This window comes from Marinomonas sp. THO17 (assembly GCF_040436405.1).
Classification (GTDB): domain Bacteria; phylum Pseudomonadota; class Gammaproteobacteria; order Pseudomonadales; family Marinomonadaceae; genus Marinomonas.
In genome coordinates, this window is the sequence record NZ_AP031575.1 from 2,146,802 (window position 1) to 2,165,316 (window position 18,515).

At 44.6% G+C, this 18,515-nt stretch carries 13 protein-coding genes; 5 read left to right on the top strand and 8 right to left on the bottom strand.

All coding sequences use genetic code 11. The features are described 5' to 3' along the window. Window positions 1–35 precede the first annotated feature (35 nt). From ABXS85_RS10250 to tadA, 3 genes are all read right to left on the bottom strand, one after another. Window positions 36–2,642 carry a LamG-like jellyroll fold domain-containing protein gene (locus ABXS85_RS10250; protein WP_353666431.1) on the bottom strand — a complete coding sequence of 869 codons (2,607 nt, stop codon included), beginning with the start codon at window positions 2,640–2,642 and terminating at the stop codon, window positions 36–38. Between the two features lie 414 nt (window positions 2,643–3,056). Beyond that, window positions 3,057–6,956 (bottom strand): phosphoribosylformylglycinamidine synthase, encoded by a 3,900-nt coding sequence (purL, locus tag ABXS85_RS10255; protein ID WP_353666432.1) that lies wholly within the window; start codon window positions 6,954–6,956, stop codon window positions 3,057–3,059. A 115-nt stretch (window positions 6,957–7,071) separates the two neighbouring features. Next, entirely contained in the window at window positions 7,072–7,563 is a 492-nt protein-coding gene (gene tadA / locus ABXS85_RS10260; protein WP_353666433.1) for a tRNA adenosine(34) deaminase TadA, read from the bottom strand. Between the two features lie 94 nt (window positions 7,564–7,657). Here tadA and ABXS85_RS10265 point away from each other — a divergent pair, with 94 nt between their 5' ends. Then, window positions 7,658–8,074 carry a CBS domain-containing protein gene (locus tag ABXS85_RS10265; RefSeq protein WP_353666434.1) on the top strand — a complete coding sequence of 139 codons (417 nt, stop codon included), beginning with the start codon at window positions 7,658–7,660 and terminating at the stop codon, window positions 8,072–8,074. 52 nt (window positions 8,075–8,126) lie between these two features. Here ABXS85_RS10265 and ABXS85_RS10270 read toward each other — a convergent pair whose 3' ends face one another. The 4 genes from ABXS85_RS10270 to ABXS85_RS10285 form a co-directional block, all read right to left on the bottom strand. After that, the gene (locus tag ABXS85_RS10270) at window positions 8,127–8,381 is read right to left on the bottom strand and encodes a cold shock domain-containing protein (RefSeq protein WP_353666435.1); all 255 of its coding nucleotides are present in this window, start codon (window positions 8,379–8,381) and stop codon (window positions 8,127–8,129) included. A 119-nt stretch (window positions 8,382–8,500) separates the two neighbouring features. Continuing rightward, the gene (locus ABXS85_RS10275) at window positions 8,501–11,284 is read right to left on the bottom strand and encodes a valine--tRNA ligase (protein WP_353666436.1); all 2,784 of its coding nucleotides are present in this window, start codon (window positions 11,282–11,284) and stop codon (window positions 8,501–8,503) included. A gap of 120 nt (window positions 11,285–11,404) precedes the next feature. Next, on the bottom strand, window positions 11,405–11,761 hold the full coding sequence (locus ABXS85_RS10280) for a hypothetical protein (protein ID WP_353666437.1): 357 nt from the start codon (window positions 11,759–11,761) through the stop codon (window positions 11,405–11,407). A gap of 250 nt (window positions 11,762–12,011) precedes the next feature. Next, window positions 12,012–13,472, bottom strand: coding sequence for a leucyl aminopeptidase (locus ABXS85_RS10285; protein ID WP_353666438.1), 1,461 nt, complete (start codon window positions 13,470–13,472; stop codon window positions 12,012–12,014). A 119-nt stretch (window positions 13,473–13,591) separates the two neighbouring features. On the opposite strand from ABXS85_RS10285, the gene lptF reads away from it, so the two are divergent. Then, on the top strand, window positions 13,592–14,716 hold the full coding sequence (gene lptF, locus ABXS85_RS10290) for an LPS export ABC transporter permease LptF (RefSeq protein ID WP_353666439.1): 1,125 nt from the start codon (window positions 13,592–13,594) through the stop codon (window positions 14,714–14,716). Further along, on the top strand, window positions 14,713–15,774 hold the full coding sequence (gene lptG, locus ABXS85_RS10295) for an LPS export ABC transporter permease LptG (protein ID WP_353666440.1): 1,062 nt from the start codon (window positions 14,713–14,715) through the stop codon (window positions 15,772–15,774). Before lptF ends, lptG begins: the two co-directional genes overlap by 4 nt. Window positions 15,775–15,840: 66 nt before the next feature. Here lptG and ABXS85_RS10300 read toward each other — a convergent pair whose 3' ends face one another. Further along, window positions 15,841–17,016, bottom strand: a complete 1,176-nt coding sequence (locus tag ABXS85_RS10300) for an aminotransferase class I/II-fold pyridoxal phosphate-dependent enzyme (RefSeq protein ID WP_353666441.1) — start codon at window positions 17,014–17,016, stop codon at window positions 15,841–15,843. 155 nt (window positions 17,017–17,171) lie between these two features. Between ABXS85_RS10300 and dksA the strand changes: the two genes are divergently transcribed. After that, window positions 17,172–17,612, top strand: a complete 441-nt coding sequence (gene dksA, locus ABXS85_RS10305) for an RNA polymerase-binding protein DksA (protein WP_353666442.1) — start codon at window positions 17,172–17,174, stop codon at window positions 17,610–17,612. A 3-nt stretch (window positions 17,613–17,615) separates the two neighbouring features. Further along, window positions 17,616–18,494 (top strand): tRNA glutamyl-Q(34) synthetase GluQRS, encoded by an 879-nt coding sequence (gene gluQRS, locus ABXS85_RS10310; RefSeq protein ID WP_353666443.1) that lies wholly within the window; start codon window positions 17,616–17,618, stop codon window positions 18,492–18,494. The last annotated feature ends 21 nt before the right edge of the window (window positions 18,495–18,515 follow it).

The following is an 18,515-nucleotide window of genomic DNA, read 5'->3' on the forward strand; positions in this document are numbered from 1 at the left end:
TACCGCCTTTTGCCTAGACTCACCAAACCAACAGCTTATTTAACTTTGATAAGTTGCCATTGTTGTTCTTCCGCTCCATCGTAAGTCAACAACTTCACTTCTTTATCTGAAGATATTGTCGCTCCATGAGGATCAAGACTTAAAGATGCTGCGTATTTAGAGCTGATATGGAAGTAACCATCTTTAGTTCTAGTGAATCCCCAAAGCTGGTTATCACCTCCATTATCATCCCAAAGGCCAATATCAGAGCTGTCACTATTACGAAAGCTATAATCGTCCATCATACGACCACTTGTCCCCATCACTTTGTAGTAATTACTACCAAGGTTAGTCAAAGTCCACTGCTGATCATCCGCGCCACTATACTGATCTTGAACCAGTAAGGTGTTGTTTGATGTGCCACCATCTTTAGGTGTCAAAGCTAATCCACTTTTACGGGCAACAATTTTATATATACCGTCTTCTATGTAGGCTGGTGAGTTATTCGCTTCATTCGGAATGTTAGCCATTGAGTTTGTATCCCAGTTATAGATATCTTGTATCTCCTGATCAGTAAGCGCGCCTCTATAAATACGAAACTCATCGATTGCCCCTTTAAACATAGGCCAACCAGTGTCATGAGCTTTACCAAGCATATTAACTGGCAAGATTCCCAACTGATTTGGATTGAAGCGAACAGAATCACTCGATGTTTTCTCTTCCCCATTGATATAGAGTTTTACTGTTTTACCAGAAACACTAATCGCAACGTGACGCCAAGTACCACTGGATAACGAGCTTATATTGAGTCGATCTTCACCTGTTTGCCCTGTTTTCGTCGTCGCGTAACGCGTTTCATTCGAATTTGTCTTTGGAATGAAGGTCATGTATTGCAGAGTGTTCTCACCCAAAGCAAATAATTGCGCCCATACTCTTCCCTCAGATTGCTTAAACCAAGTCGAGATAGTGTAATCAACCAATCCTGCAGTTGATATTTTTGGCAACTCGACGTAATCATCGTCACCATCCAAAAATACAGCCTTACCATGAACACCGTCGGTTAAAGTCGAACCATTTTTCAAAACCGCATCACCAAAGCCCACTTCGTTCGACACTTTATTGTTCGACTCGCTATCAAACGTCCAGTTGAACAATAAACGAGGGCCAGCTTTCCCAACCGCCACATTTGAATCAATACTTTCAACACTGTCTTTAACAGCACTCACTTTATAGTAATAATTCTGGCCAGAGGTTATGTTGTTATCAGAATAGGTAAGCGTATTACCCGATTGAACCGTGGTAACAGTTGAATAGGCTCCAGAAGCAGAAGTCGCACGTTTTACATTATAACTATCTGCACCAACAGCACCCCACCATGAAAGAGTAATGCTCGATGTACTGGAATCAACACTAAGATCAGAAGGGGCTCCACCCTCTGTAATACGATCCCGACTAAAAGTTAATGTGCCGTAACCTAACTCATCTCCATTTCGAAAACCTTCTGGGCGCACTTCAGCTGCCATTTTTTTGGACCAAGGAGCTGCGACCCCCAAGATATTCTCGTAATAATTGTAGATTAGCTCCCAAGCAGGACGCTTAATACCACGATCGTCATCAGAAATTACATCTTGTCTTGTACTTGCCCCCGTGCAATTTTGACCATATGGAGTATAAGGAACCTCTTCATTGAGATTGTATTTAGCAACGTATTCGGATATTGCAAGCACCTGTTTGTTATTGTACGCAAAGACATCATCACCTTGGTTATGAATTGTCTGTCCAATCACCCCCATCATTGAGACACCAAGAGTTGAATGCCCTTGGTCTCGGCCGCTTTCTTGGTATTGCCACATATACCCTGGATGTTTGTAATAAACCATGCTTTTTAGGGCACCATTACCATCGCCATCATGTAGATAGCTAATAGCTTCATCATACTTATCTTGGTCATCAGCGAAGATAGCAATCGACACAATTCCAGCAATACTAATCATGTCCCAATTAGCCCAATAGTTCCCTAAACAAGCGCCGTTATGATTTTTCAAGAAGTCAGAGCTTATTGGATAGAAAAGATTCACCAGCATATTTTTATATGCAGTTTGATCACTGGAAGCCCAACCACTGTAATCGCGCATCATCTCGCCGATATTTGCTAGTTCATATCCATAAAGCCCGGCTGCCAAGTAGCGATCATTATTCCCCGTGACCTCAGTCAAAGTCGAAGACCAAGCATTCATAAACTGAACAACAGAGTCAGCGTATGCAGTATCTCCCGACACCTTCCAACGTAGCCCCATCGCATACATTTTGTGAATATCAGAAACTAAGGTGCCAAAATTTGAGCCGTCTCCCCCCCTAACTAATTTTGTCAGTGGATTGGGAGACTGTCCGAGTTTTGATGCATCGTCAGACGTCAACTCATTGTAGCCTGACAACCAAGGTTCAGCACTCGCTGCTACTTTATCTTTCATTCGATCAAAGTCTGCTTGAGTATGTAACAATCCAGGATGAATAAAGTCAGCCAACAAAGATGAAGAAGCCATGATTGAGGACACCAGCGCGCTTCCAATTAGCGTGTCCTTGAATAGTTTGGCAATACCAATATTCCCAAATACCTTAAACTCAGTACGATTGATTAATCCCAATATATTATGATTTCTCATATTACTACTTCCTTATTGATAGATGTAAACACCCGCAAGCATCTGACATGAGAAATGATCTTTCACGCAGAAACTAGCAGATAGAGAGTTAAAAAAACGAGATTCACCCTCTGGACAGAGGAGCATTTGGTGGGGAATGTGTCTTCCTTAACTATAAATTCAGACTTACTTTTAAGCAGAAAAACAAAGATTCAAGATCTTTATTATCCAACAGGCTAAACAAGATTCTTAATCAAGAATTAGTGTAACATTTTGTAATTTTGCAGCAAGCTTTATCAATTAAAAAATAATAAAACTCAATTAAATCAAAGACAAAATAAGCATCAAAAATTATCATTTCAAAAATAATAAAAAACCTCTAAGACAAGTCTTAGAGGTTTTTTAAGTAAAGCTAACATGATTTATACGACTGTGTTAGCCAAGCCACTTGCGCGCATTTTGGAACAGACGCAACCAAGGCGCTTGTTCTTGCCAGTCGCTTGGGTGCCAGCTATGTTGGATAGTACGATAAACACGTTCGGGGTGCGGCATCATGATGGTGACTCGACCATCTTCCGTGGTTAAACCCGTGATACCTTGAGCTGAACCATTCGGGTTAAATGGGTATCTTTCTGTCGCTTGACCATAGTTGTCTACATACTGCAGTGCCACTTGCTGATTAGCTTGTAGGGCTGCTTGGTGTGCAGCATCACGGTATTCTGTTTGACCTTCACCATGCGCAACAGCAATAGGCAAACGCGAACCTTCCATACCCGCCAACAGAATCGAGTTGGATTTTTGCACTTCCACTTGTACCAAACGCGCTTCAAACTGAGCAGACTGGTTACGCACAAACTTAGGCCAGTTTTGCGCACCCGGAATCAAATCATGCAAGTTCGATAGCATCTGACAACCATTACACACACCTAAGCTGAATGTATCTTGGCGGTTGAAGAAGGACTCGAACTGATCGCGAGCACGAGCATTAAACAGAATGGACTTGGCCCAACCTTCACCCGCACCCAATACGTCACCGTAAGAGAAACCACCACAAGCAACCAAACCAAGGAATTCCGCTAGGTCTACTTTGCCTGTCAGAATGTCACTCATGTGAACATCCACTGGTGTAAAACCTGACTTATGAAAAGCCGCTGCCATTTCGACTTGGCCATTGACACCCTGTTCTCGCAACACTGCCATGCGAGGTTTCACGCCTGTAGCAATGAAAGGTGCAGCAATGTCTTCGTTGTGATCGAATGTAACCTGAGCAGACAAGCCTGGATCTTTCGCATCCAACAAGTTATCAAATTCTTGTTGCGCAGATTCTGGATTATCACGCATGGCTTGAATACGGTAACTGGTTTCAGACCAAACACGCTGCCAGTGAACACGCGATTCTTCCAATAAAGACTGACCTGCTAAACGAATACGAATTTGATCATCACCGGACAAAGTTGCAATTGGCGCAACCGCGACACCCGCTTTAGCGTAAGCCTCCACAACTGCCTCGACATCGGCTTGCTTCACTTGTACAACCGCACCCAATTCTTCATTGAATAAGGCTGGCGCAACTTGTTGTGCAGAGCTCACCACAGCATCCAGATCTATGTTCAGGCCTAAATGACTGGCAAAGGACATTTCTGTCAAAGTGGCGAACACACCGCCGTCGGAACGGTCGTGGTACGCCAACAATTTGTTTTCTGCATTTAAGGCTTGAGTCGTATCAAAGAAGCCCGCCAACACAGATGCATCGTCTACATCCGGCGCTTGTTGACCTAACTTATTGTAGACCTGTGCAATAACAGAGCCGCCAAGACGATTTTTGCCTGCACCTAGGTCAATCAACAATAGCTGCGTATCGGCTCTGTTTTGCAACTCAGGTGTTAAGGTTTTACGCGCATCTGCCACAGGTGCGAAAGCGGAGATCACCAAAGACAATGGAGAAGTAACGGCTTTTTCTTGCTCGCCTTCTTTCCATACTGTCTTCATCGACATAGAGTCTTTACCGACAGGAATGGCAATATCCAATGCAGGACACAATTCCATACCCACCGCTTTTACGGTTTGATAAAGTTTTTCGTCTTCCCCTTCATGACCCGCTGCGGCCATCCAGTTTGCCGATAGTTTGATGTGGTTACGTTTGGTGATTTGTGCCGCGGCTAAGTTGGTTAGCGCTTCACCTACCGCCATACGACCTGACGCAGGCGCATCCAATAATGCCACAGGGGTTCTTTCGCCCATGGTCATGGCTTCACCTGTGTAACTATCAAGGGAAGAGGTGGTTACCGCTACATCTGCAACAGGCACCTGCCAAGGACCAACCATTTGATCACGCGCTACCATGCCTGTAATGGTACGATCACCAATAGTGATCAAGAAGTTTTTGCTGGCAACCGTTGGCAAGCTCAATACTCGCTTAGCCGCCTCCGCTAAATCCACGCCCATAGCCGAGAAATCATCGCCTGAGATAACCGCTTTGTTAGCTTGACGGTGCATTTTGGGTGGCTTGCCAAATAACACTGACATTGGCAAATCCACTGGCTTGTTGTTGAAATGCTCATCAGCCACTTCTAAATGAAGCTCTTCTTTGGCATCACCAACAATGGCAAAAGGACAACGTTCACGTTCACAAATCGCGGTAAATTCTTCGATTCTATCGGGAGATACAGCCAATACGTAACGCTCTTGCGATTCGTTACACCAAATCTCAAGCGGTGACATACCTGGTTCGTCGTTTAATACTTTACGTAAATCGAAAGCACCACCACGCTCTCCGTCTTTTACCAATTCAGGCAAAGCGTTTGATAAACCACCCGCACCTACATCATGAATAAAGCTAATCGGGTTTTTGGCACCCAATTGCCAGCAACGGTCAATCACTTCCTGACAACGGCGCTCCATTTCTGGATTACCACGTTGCACAGAAGCAAAATCCAAATCCTCGTTACCATCAGAAGAGGCCATAGACGAAGCTGCGCCACCGCCCAGACCGATTAACATCGCAGGGCCGCCTAACACAATCAGCTTAGCGCCGACTTTGATTTCATCTTTTTCAACGTGTTCACGGCGAATATTACCAATGCCGCCCGCCAACATGATCGGCTTATGGTAACCACGCACTTCGGTTTGAGAGGGACCTTGAATCGCTTGCTCATAGGTACGGAAGTAACCCAACAAATTCGGACGACCGAACTCGTTGTTAAAGGCTGCACCACCAATAGGCCCTTCAATCATAATATCCAATGGCGTGACGATACGAGCTGGCTTGCCATATTGGCTTTCCCAAGGCTGTTCAAAACCGGGGATTTTTAAATCAGAAACCGTATATCCTGTTAAGCCTGCTTTTGGCTTAGCACCAATACCCGTTGCACCTTCGTCACGGATTTCACCACCAGACCCGGTTGCTGCACCTGAGAATGGCGAAATCGCGGTTGGGTGGTTGTGTGTTTCTACCTTCATCAGGATATCGATATTTTCCTGACTGAAATCGTATTCACATGAATCTGGGGCTGGGAAAAAGCGTCCCGCTTTATGACCTTCCATGACCGCCGCATTGTCTTTGTATGCTGACAAGGTGCCATCAGGATTGTGCTCATGGGTGTTTTTGATCATCTTGAACAAAGAGCGTTCTTGCTCTTCACCATCGATTGTCCAAGAGGCATTAAAAATTTTGTGTCGACAGTGTTCAGAGTTAGCTTGGGCAAACATCATCAACTCAACATCTATTGGGTTGCGCCCTAACTCTACAAAAGCCTCAACCAAGTAATCGATTTCATCTTCTGCCAAGGCCAAGCCCAAACTTTGGTTTGCCTCAACCAAAGCTGTACGACCACCAGCCAACACATCAACGCTTGTCATAGGTGCAGGTTCAGCATGAGAGAACATCTGTGCAGCGTCGCTTAATGCCGGAAGCACGCTTTCTGTCATACGATCATGCAGCATGACAGACAACAAATCTAACTCATCAACCGTTAATGCTTGTTTGCTGTGAATAAAATATTCAACACCTCGTTCAACACGAGCCACAGCAGACAAGCCACAGTTATGAAGAATATCGGTGGCTTTAGATGACCAAGGTGAAATGGTACCCAAACGTGGCACCACCAACACACTTTGCTCAGAAGATTGAATTGCTGCGGATTTAGGCCCGTATTCCAACGCTCTTTCAAGAACCACTTGTTGTTCGCCTGTCAATGACTGGTGATCGGCCAGTTCAACAAAATGGATAAACTGTGCGTCAACATCAGTAACGGAAGGGACAGATGCAGTCATATTCGCTAATAGCTTTGCCTTACGAAACGCGGATAGCGCTGCAGAACCATGCAGGGTTAGCATGTCGGTTTTTGCCTCATTTGTAGTTGTGGGGGAAATGGTGCGGGTATTTTAAATCATTGAGGCAAATAGAGGCCAGCAGAGTCTCACTTTTATCTGCGTAATTAGAGTAAATAATTTAACAATCTGGAGATTTTGTTTGCTGTTTTAGCTTTTTCTTTTGCTCACGCCGATATTGAAAAAACTGCGTTAACTGCTCAGACGCCACTTCGGCCAGTACACCACCAGACGCCATGACTTTATGATTCAAGTATTCTGCCTGAAAAAAATCCCCCTGACTTTCCACTATGCCGCTTTTCGGCTCCGTCGCCGCATACACAACTCGTGCAATACGCGCATGAACAATCGCACCAGCACACATAGAGCAAGGTTCTAGCGTGACGTATAAAGTCGCGCCAGGTAAACGATAATTACCCATTTTCTGACAGGCATCACGAATTGCTTGAATTTCTGCATGGGCGGTAGGATCGCAATTGGAAATAGGGGAGTTGTAACCTTGGCCAATAATTTCATTCTCGAGTACAAGAATGGCACCAACTGGGATTTCATTCTCGCTGGCGGCTTGTTCAGCTTGTTTGATGGCCAACGCCATCCACTCTTCATCAGTCATCTTGATCTAGCTCAATGGCCTTTCATTGCGTTTTGCCTATTCTTAGACCAGACTCAATGAAATATTAAATTTATATAACAAGGAGATAGCTAGAATGAAAACAGTCGCAGATTTAATGGTTACTCAGCTCATCACGCTCAGCGAAAATGACTCTCTGGCTACCGCAAAAGCCATCATGCAAGACAAGAACATTCGTAACATACCCATTGTTAACGAAGAAAATGAATGTGTCGGCATGCTAACTCAACGAGAATACCTACGCCATGCATTCTATCTTGTAAGTCAGTTTGGCACCCAGCAAATTTCCAAGAAAGAGCAACAAACACCTATCGCCAATGCCATGAACAAAGACATCTTGACCATTAGCCCTGATATGGCGCTGGATACTGCAGCTGAATTTTTCATTGAAAACAAATACGGCTGCTTGCCAGTCATAGACAACAATAAATTGATCGGCATTCTCACACCAATAGATTTCGTTAAACTGGCCCATCAAATGCTTAATGAATAAAGAAAAGCTGACCACTATAACGGTATCATATCTCAATCAAATATTGATCTTATTAACTGGTAACCGCTTGTTCAGTCTTAGCGGACTGATCAGGCTGAACCTTCTCAACCAACACATCCATTGCTTGCAGGCCAAAATCGGTTTCTGTGAGTACAAAACTTACGTTCTGTCCCTTCTTCAGAGTCTTATGGCCATTACAATTAATGGATTTATAATGCACAAACACGTCGGTATCGGCTTCACGCCTAATAAAACCAATACCTTTCGCGTCGTTAAACCACTTAACTTTTCCAGTCAGTCGTTCCATATTTCGCCTCTTTTGTTATTTTTATTAAAGTAAGCGTTATGATAGCCAACAGCGGCTTATTGCATCAATAAGCCACCATCATGCTTGCAACATCAGCGATATCATCCGATGTGCACTTATTACAGTGATTCAATGCTGGCTTTTTGGTCTTCAAGTTTGCTGACCGCTAACTTAAGCTCATCACACTTCGCTCTTTCTTTTGCAACCACCGCCTCAGGCGCCTTCGCAACAAAGCTTTCGTTCGACAACTTGCCTTCAATACGCTGTAAGTCCTTGGCAGCTTTATCAATTTCTTTTTGCAAACGCGCTAACTCTGCATTTTTATCGATCAAACCAGCCATAGGTACTAGGACTTCCATATCACCCACTAAAGCCGTTGCCGACATGGGTGCTTCATCACCTTCTGACAACCAAGTAATGGATTCCAATTTAGCCAACTTTTGCAAGAAAGTCAGATTTGCTTCTAGTCGCGTTTTATCTAGCTCTGATCCATTACGGAATAACACAGACAAAGGTTTAGAAGGCGCAATGTCCATTTCACCGCGAATATTACGCACACCAATAATAACGCCTTTCAACCACTCTACATCCGCTTCTGCTTGCGTATCTTTTTTGCCTTCTTCTGCTTCTGGGTAGTGAGCCAACATAATAGTGTCACCCTCAACACCAGCTAGCGGCGCAACACGCTGCCAGATTTCTTCTGTTAGAAATGGCATCATAGGGTGCGCTAAACGCAAGAAAGTTTCCAATACTCGCACCAAAGTACGACGTGTACCCGTCAGCTGAGCCGTTGTCGCGTTTTCGTCCCATAGCACTGGCTTAGATAACTCTAAGTACCAGTCACAGTACTCATGCCACATAAACTCATATAAAGCTTGTGCAGCAAGATCATAACGGTGCGTTTCGAAGGCGCGGTTAACGGCGTCTTCCGCATGCTGTAAACGCGAAATAATCCACTTGTCTGCCAAAGACAATTCCACCTCAGTTGCTTGCTGTCCACAGTCTTGCTCTTCTGTGTTCATCAACACATAGCGAGTGGCGTTCCAAATTTTGTTACAAAAGTTGCGATAGCCTTCCAGACGATTCAAGTCAAACTTGATGTCACGACCGCCTGACGCCAAAGAACACAAAGTAAATCGTAATGCATCCGTACCGTAAGCCTGAATGCCTTCAGGGTATGTCTCGCGGGTATTCTTCTCTACCTTCTCCGCCAAACGTGGCTGCATCATGCCGTAAGTACGTTTTGCAACCAAAGATTCGATATCGATACCATTAATCAAATCCAATGGATCAATCACGTTACCTTTGGATTTCGACATTTTATCGCCACGCTCATCACGAATTAGGCCAGTAATGTAAACCGTTTTGAATGGCACTTTGTTGGTGAACTTCAAGGTCATCATAATCATGCGAGCGACCCAGAAGAAAATAATATCAAAGCCAGTTACCAATACATCAGATTCACTGAACTCCATGAAGTCTTGCGTTTCTTCTGGCCAACCTTGTGTCGCAAAAGTCCACAAGGCTGAGGAGAACCAAGTATCTAAAACGTCTTCGTCTTGCGTTAACTCAAGGTCGGCTGGCAAGCCGTATTTAGTGCGCACAGTGGTTTCATCTTTACCAACATACACCTTACCATCAGCATCATACCAAGCAGGAATTTGATGTCCCCACCATAGCTGACGAGAAATACACCAATCTTGTAAATCACGCATCCAAGCAAAGTAAGTGTTTTCCCATTGCTTAGGCACAAATTGGATATCGCCATTTTCAACCGCTTCAATCGCTGGTTTAGCAAGGGTTTCTACGGCCACATACCACTGCTGAGTTAAGTAAGGCTCGATTACTGTGTTACCACGTTCGCCGCGAGGTACTTTTAATTTGTGGTCGGCCACCTTTTCCAACAAGCTTAACGCATCAAAGTCAGCAACTACGGCTTTACGCGCTTCAAAACGATCCATACCACGATATTTCTCTGGCGCATTGTCATTAATCGCCGCATCGTCATTAAAAATATTGATCAGTGGCATATCATGACGCTGACCCACTTCGTAGTCATTAAAGTCATGAGCAGGGGTGATCTTCACACACCCAGTTCCAAATTCTTTATCCACGTATTCGTCAGCGACGATAGGAATACGACGCCCAACTAATGGCAGCTCAATCTCTTTGCCAACCAAAGAGGCAAAACGCTCATCATCAGGTGCCACCGCCACCGCCGCATCACCAAACATGGTTTCTGGACGGGTCGTTGCTACAACAATGTAATCTTTACCTTCTGGCGTTTTAATACCGTCCGCCAATGGGTAGCGGAAATACCACATAAAGCCATTTTCTTCTTCCGATATCACTTCTAGATCAGAGATCGCCGTATGCAACACTGGATCCCAGTTAACCAATCGCTGACCTCGGTAAATAATGCCTTCATCAAACAATCGAACAAACACTTCCTGAACCGCAGCCGACATACCTGGATCCATAGTGAAACGCTCTTTATCCCAAGCAACAGAATCACCTAGCACACGCATTTGATCGGAAATGGTACCGCCCGATTGTGCTTTCCACTCCCACACTTTTTCTAGGAATTTTTCGCGACCTAGATCATGACGAGTAATGTTCTGCGCTGCCAATTGGCGCTCAACAACCATCTGAGTAGCAATCCCCGCATGATCGGAACCTGGCTGCCACAAAGTACGACTGCCCTTCATACGCTCACGACGAATCATGGCATCCATTAAACTATGCTGAAACGCGTGCCCCATATGCAAACTGCCCGTCACGTTTGGCGGTGGAATCATGATAGAAAACGGTGTGCCTTCACCTTGTGGGGAGAAGTAACCTCTCTCTTCCCAACGTTTGTAAATAGGTTGTTCGATACTTTGAGGTTGGTAAGTCTTTTCCATTATGGTGTCTTAAAGCTCTTTATTATGTCGCGGTCAATTTTAATGAGGTGGAAGTATACCCTGTCATGAAGAGATAAAGAATAACAGGGAGAGTATTCAATGGTTTTCGAATAAAAATCGCTAGTCGGACTGTTTTTCGCCAAGTTCAGAAGTTTGCATCACCTGCATCACTTCAGCAATCAAATCCGGTAACCGCTTCGCCAACACAGTCGCAATGGCATGCTCTAACTCGGTTTGGTTTACTTCTGTGTGTTCAGGCACTTCCTCATCCACTAATGGAGACACACCTTGCTCAACTGCGTCTTCAACAGAATGAGTAAGATGCTCTTCTTGACTCACACCATCATCAAATGAATCTGGATCAGTCACAACATCCATCAAAATAGGAATGTCATCTTGATTACGCAGTGCCGAGATTAGCGTTTCTTCATCTGGCTCAAAAAAGTCTTCATTTTGATTCGCAGCAAGGTCTGACATAAAAAACCAATTTTTGAAATGATTAACAAAGCAAATATATTATCGAATTAGTATCACCAATTCATCTGCCCACTTTCGCACTGTCATAACAAAATGTCTAGCCTACTCATCAGGCTAGCCATACCCCAGCAAGCCAAAAAAACAAACTAATACTTTGATTCGCTTTTGGTTTTTAACGATTTTATAGAGAGAATTTTTTTCCATAAAAAAAACGGCAACACATGTCGCCGTTTTTCATCATCACCAAAGTTTAGACTTTGCTAAGCAGATAGCGTGTCAACAAGCCCACTGGGCGACCACTGGCACCTTTGTTAGCGCCACCAGTCCATGCCGTACCCGCAATATCCAGATGCGCCCATGGATAGGATTCGGTAAAACGAGACAAGAAACACGCTGCTGTTACTGAACCCGCTTCGGGCCCACCAATGTTGGCAATGTCAGCAAAGTTGCTATCTAGCTGCTGCTGATATTCTTCATCAAGTGGCATTTGCCATAATTTATCAGCAGCCATTTTACTCGCCCCCTTCAACTCTTCAGCAAGGGCATCATTGTTAGCGTACATACCAGAATTGACACTACCAAGCGCCACTATACAAGCCCCTGTCAAGGTCGCAATATCAACTACTGATTTAGGCTCAAAGCGTTCAATGTAAGTCAAGGCATCACACAACACCAAACGACCTTCCGCATCCGTGTTTAGGATCTCAACCGTCTTACCAGACATGGTTTTCACTATGTCACCCGGCTTAGTGGCATGACCACTCGGCATGTTTTCAGCCGCCGCCACAACGGCAGTGAAATTCAATTTCGGTTGCAACTCACAAATGGCTTTCATGGTGCCAAACACACTGGCGGCGCCACACATATCGTATTTCATCTCGTCCATTTTTGGACCAGGTTTCAAGGAAATACCACCGGTATCAAAGGTAATACCCTTACCCAATAATACGTGAGGCGCCTCACCTTCGTCTCCACCACGATAATGCATGACGATGAGGTAGCTAGCCTGATCACTGCCGCGCCCAACGGACAACAAACAATGCATGCCCAACTCGTCCATTTTGGTTTCATCCAGCAACTCAACGTCAATTGAGAAGTCTTCCGCTAATTGTTGTGCTTTTGACGCAAGATAGCTTGGAGTACAAACGTTGCCAGGTAAATTTCCTAACTGACGAGCAAAAGCCGAACCGCTGGCAGTGGCCGTACCTATGGCAAGAGCAGATTCATCACTGCCTTGCAATAAGAGGGTATCAACCTTAGTCGCTTTCTCGGCATCGTCTTGTTTAAAACCAATGAAGTTATAAAAACCTTCATTTAACCATTGCGCCAGCAAAGCGATCACTTCAGACTCTGAGTGCGCTTTCATTTTCAGCGCCTGACTCGCTACCGCAACTTTGGCAAATGGCAAACCTTTAATTTGCGCTGCAATAGCCGCCACCACTTTGCGCGATTGCATATCACTTAAATTTTCACCCTTACCCACACCAACCAATAGGACGGCTTGAGCAAAGTCCTGACTTAAAGCAGGTAATAACAAAGTTTGTGCTAGTGAAGCTTTAAAAACACCTGTTTCACGTAACTGATAAATCTGCCCAGCAGCATTTTCATCTACCCAAGCAGTTGACTCAGGCAAATCACCTTCACTTGGTACAAAAACGACCAACAGGTCTGCCTCTACGTTAGGCAGGCGATCAAATAACGCCATATTCATGAAAGAACCCTCAACAAAATAACTTTAAAAAAATACTGGATAATGTCCTTCTTACCACGAGATAATGGGGGCTTTAGATGTGTAATCAACTCTTGGCTTAAAAGCATTATTCATCAGAGGTGACTTTGAGACTATTCAGATACTTAGCGAAAGAAGTGCTGGTGTCAACTGCTGGCGTAACGCTAATTCTATTACTGGTAATTTTAAGTGGTCGCTTTACTAGCTATTTAGGCCGTGTGGCAGAAGGCAAGATGACCTTCGAATTTCTCTTTATTATTTTGGGCTATCACATACCCAGCTTCGTCCAAATGATCATGCCTTTGGCTTTCTTTTTGTCTTTATTGCTTGCCTTTGGTCGACTGTATATTGAAAACGAAATGTCGGTACTTTTCTCCAGCGGCATCAGCAAAGTCAAACTCGCTGGTTACACTTTAGGCATCGCATTATTGATTAGCCTATTTAGCGGCACCATAAACCTATGGCTTGCACCCGCCAGTGAATACAAGGCAGCAGAGGCATCTGAACAACAAAATCAGCTCTCCACTTTTGATTTCCTGATTCCAGGTCGCTTCGAAGGTAATGGCCAACGCACCACTTATATTGAAAGCTTTACCCCAGATGAAGGCTGGATGAATCAGATATTCATCTCTGATTTTATTCGCCAAAACGGACAAAGTATTCCGGTGCAAACCTTTGCTGCCAACGCCGAGCAGTTGCGCATCAGTTCGAAAGGAGACCAAAACTATTTAGTATTCAAAGATGGTACTCGCTACGAAGGCCAACCCGGCACAGCTGAATATCGTATTACGCAATTTGATACCTATGCTGTGCGCATGGAGAATCAAGCCAGCCCACCAATTGACGAACCCTATACGCAAAGTACACTTGCGCTTATTAAGAGCGACCGCAAGATAGATAAAATTGAGCTGCAATGGCGTATTTCTTTGATCATCATCATTCCGATTCTGGCCATTATTGGCCTCTCTTTGAGTCAGGTAAACCCACGCCAAGGGCGATTCTTTAAAATGCTGCCCGCCATTCTCATTATGATTCTTTATCTTGCCTTACTTATTTGGGGCAGAACCGGATTGGAAAAAGGCAAATTACCAATGCAATTCGGCTTGTGGTGGATTCATGGCCTATTTATGCTTTTGGCTGCCTTTTTATTTGCCCAGTACAATCAAGTCTTTCAACGCCGTAAGGCAAAATTACCAAACACTCTTGAGACTGACGACGCATTATGAAAAAAATAGATCAATACATTGCCAGTAGTGTGTTATGGGCATTTTTGATTGTTGCTCTGGTCTTACTGGGACTGGACTTTGCTCTTACTTTTATCGAACAAATAAAGAAGGTAAATGACAACTATACCGTAGCCTCTTTGCTGCAAGTGATTCTGTATCGCTTACCTGGAAAATTCGCTGAATATGTGCCCATTGCCTCTTTAATTGGCACTTTAATGGGACTGGGCACTTTGGCCGCCACGTCTGAATTAACGGTAATGCGCGCCGCTGGCATGCCTATTTGGCGCATTGGCTTTGCTGCTTGCCAACCTATCTTATTAGTATCTTTGATAGGGCTTGGCGTATCTGAGTTTGTTTCTCCCATTACTGAACAGAAAGCCAATTTGATCGAAAAATTTCAAGGGCAAAAGAGCGGTGAATTTTCACTTACTGGTGGCGTTTGGTTAAAAGCCGACAATCGATTTATCTACATAGACGCCGCAGACAACGACGGAAAACTTTATGGCGTAGAAATATTTACACCACAGGCGCAGAAGCTAGTCAGCGTTAAGAAAGCAAAAACGGCTGAACACATTTCCGATTCCTTATGGCGGCTAAACCATGTCTCGGAAACACTTTTCTTAGACAATCGCATTCAGGTTAATAATGCCGCCACTCAAGACTGGCATATCAGCATCAAACCTGAACACTTGTATCTGGCCTCTCAGGATCCAGAGACTTTGTCCCTTAGTCAGTCATTGAGTTATCAAATTTATCTACATCGTCAAAATCTAGATGCGGCTCAGTATGAATTGGAATTTTGGATCATTGCACTTAGACCCATTGCCGCCATGGCCTTGGTATTGGTTGCCCTTTCCAGTGTCTTTGGTCCATTAAGATCCTCAACCATGGGCGGCAGAATTTTCTCCGGTGTACTGATTGGTTTGGCCTTTCAAAATGCACTTAACTTATTTGGTCGCATGAGTGTTGCTGTGGACTTCCCGCCTGCTATTGGCGTCAGCATCCCAATTGCCATTTGCTTATTATCTGGCATCATCTTGATGAGAAGACGCGGTTAAGGCATCTTCTTTCTTCAGTCAGTTGATCAAGCCGTATTTGCTTATAATAAGCTGCGTTAACTTATACTAAGCTGCGTTAACTTTCATAAAGCGTCCGATGCGCGACAAGGCTTGTCGGATCTTATCTTCATCATTGGCATAAGCAAATCGTACATAATGATGCGCCTTTGCCACGCCAAAATCGGCGCCTGGTGTTAACGCCACGTGCTCTTGCTCAAGCAGCTCTAGACACCACTCCATCGCATTATCCGTAATCTCAGACACATCTACGTAAACATAAAAAGCCCCTTGGGCGGGCGCAATGACAGGCAAACCCAAGGACTTTAACCCTGCTAACAACACATTGCGTCGCTTACTAAAAATCTGCCGCCGCTGCTCACATTCTGCCAACGCATCAGTCTGAAAGGCTCGTATTGCCGCATGTTGCGACACACTTGGCGCTGAAATGAAGAAGTTTTGCGCTAATTTAGTGGCTCCTTCCACCGCCCATTCAGGCACCACCAACCAACCCAGTCGCCATCCCGTCATCGCAAAGTATTTAGAAAAACTGTTGATCACAAACAGATCATCAGACAGGGACAATGCGGTGAAGTCTTCTCCCTCATACACCAGCCCTTGATAGATTTCGTCCACCAGAAGGTGGCCACCAAGGGAAGCCACAGTTCGCCACATGGATGCCAGATATTCTTTACTCAAGACCGCCCCTGTCGGATTCGCAGGAGATGCCAGCCAAACACCTGCAGTATGATCTTGCCAAGCGTCTTTAACTTGTTGCTCAGTAAGTGAAAAATCTTGCTCTGGCATGGTTGGCAACATAGTTGGATGACCTCCCACCTGCATGACAAAATGACGATTACAAGGATAACAAGGATCTGGCATCAAGACTTCAGCGCCAGCATTTACCATCAAAGATGACATCAGCAACAAAGCCCCTGACGCACCGGGAGTAATAATAATTCGTTGCGGCGCAACCTTGACATGATAGCGAGAAGCGTAATAATCGCTAATTGCCTGTTTTAATTCAGGTAAACCGGTTGCGGCGGTGTAACCTGTTTGGTGTTGCAAAATGGCTTGCACACCTGCCGCTTCTACTGGGTTTACTGCTGAGAAATCAGGCTCTCCGACTTCTAGGTGAATAACGGGGTGGCCTTGCGCTTCTAGCGCTTTGGCTCTTGCCAGTACCGCCATAACTTGAAACGGGGAAATCTGCTCAACACGAGCGGCTAGGGTGTGCTTTTTCATCCGAGGATCTCTACCTAATTTAAAGTTTTCGTCACATTTTGTGCAAAAAAAGTGGTGAACAGCCAAATTATCTGGTAAGTTCTCGGCCGAAAAATAAACCACCTAATTTTTTATTGGTTACAGGTTACCACAACGGATACCTGCGAAGTGAGGCAATGCGTATGCCAGATATGAAGCCAGATTCATTAATGAAAGACTTCACTCCTTATGTTGCTAAGGAAGGCGAAGAATACATGAACGAGAACCAGTTGGCGCATTTTAAAAGCATCTTACTCAACTGGAAGCAAAACCTGATGGAAGAGGTTGATCGCACGGTTCACCACCTTAAAGAAGAGGCGGTTAACTATGCCGATCCGAATGACCGAGCCAGCCAAGAGGAAGAATTCAGCTTGGAACTACGTGCTCGTGATCGCGAGCGCAAACTGGTGAAAAAAATCTCTCAGACCATCGAAGCCATCGACAATGACGATTATGGTTACTGTGAAGAATGTGGCATAGAAATCGGCATTCGCCGTTTGGAAGCTCGCCCAACAGCAACCATGTGTATTGATTGCAAAACGCTTGCTGAGATCAAAGAGAAACAAATCGGCGGTTAATTCGTGGCTTCGCGCTACATAGGTCGCTTTGCCCCCTCACCAACTGGCCCACTTCATTTTGGCTCGCTAGTCAGCGCGTTAGCGAGCTATCTTGATGCCAAGCAACACTCAGGTTCATGGCTGGTTCGTATTGAAGATGTCGACGGAACACGATGTAAAAGCCAATACATAGAGCAGATACTTACCACACTGAACAGTTACCAACTCTTATCTGATGAAAGCCCCATAAAACAAAGTGATTTTACTCAAGAGTATCAAGATCACCTCAATCTATTAAAACAACAAGATCAGATTTTTCCTTGCAACTGCACTCGCCAATCATTACAAGCTTATCAAGGTCGACACCCTCACATTTGCCAAAGCAATGAGCTTAGCCCTCACTCTTGGCGACTAAAGAGCAGCAATGTTATTTATCGCTATCATGATGCCATCCAGGGCGAGTTGATATTTCAGGATGATCTAAAAGACAATTGTCCAGTCCTAAAACGTAAAGACGGTTACTTCTCCTATCAACTGGCCGTGGTGGTAGATGATCATAGACAAGAAATCAGCCATCTTGTCAGAGGGGCAGATTTAATAGAGACCACAGCGCAACAGCTGCACCTTTATGCCTTGCTCGACTGGGAAGCCCCTAAGATCAGCCACATCCCCCTAGTGGTAAATCAAGCTGGCAATAAAATAAGCAAACAAAATCATGCTAAAGCGATTCAGGATGGCGACCTTAGCACCTTACTTATTGCTTTGAGCTACCTTGGCATTGAGATTAATGCGAGCAACATAACAGAAGCACTCAATAAAGCCATTCCCCTATGGAATAAAGAAATATTGCGCGGACGAAGCACCATTACACTTGCCGACCAACATTTACACCTCATCCAATAATACCAAGTTACCAGCTTGCCA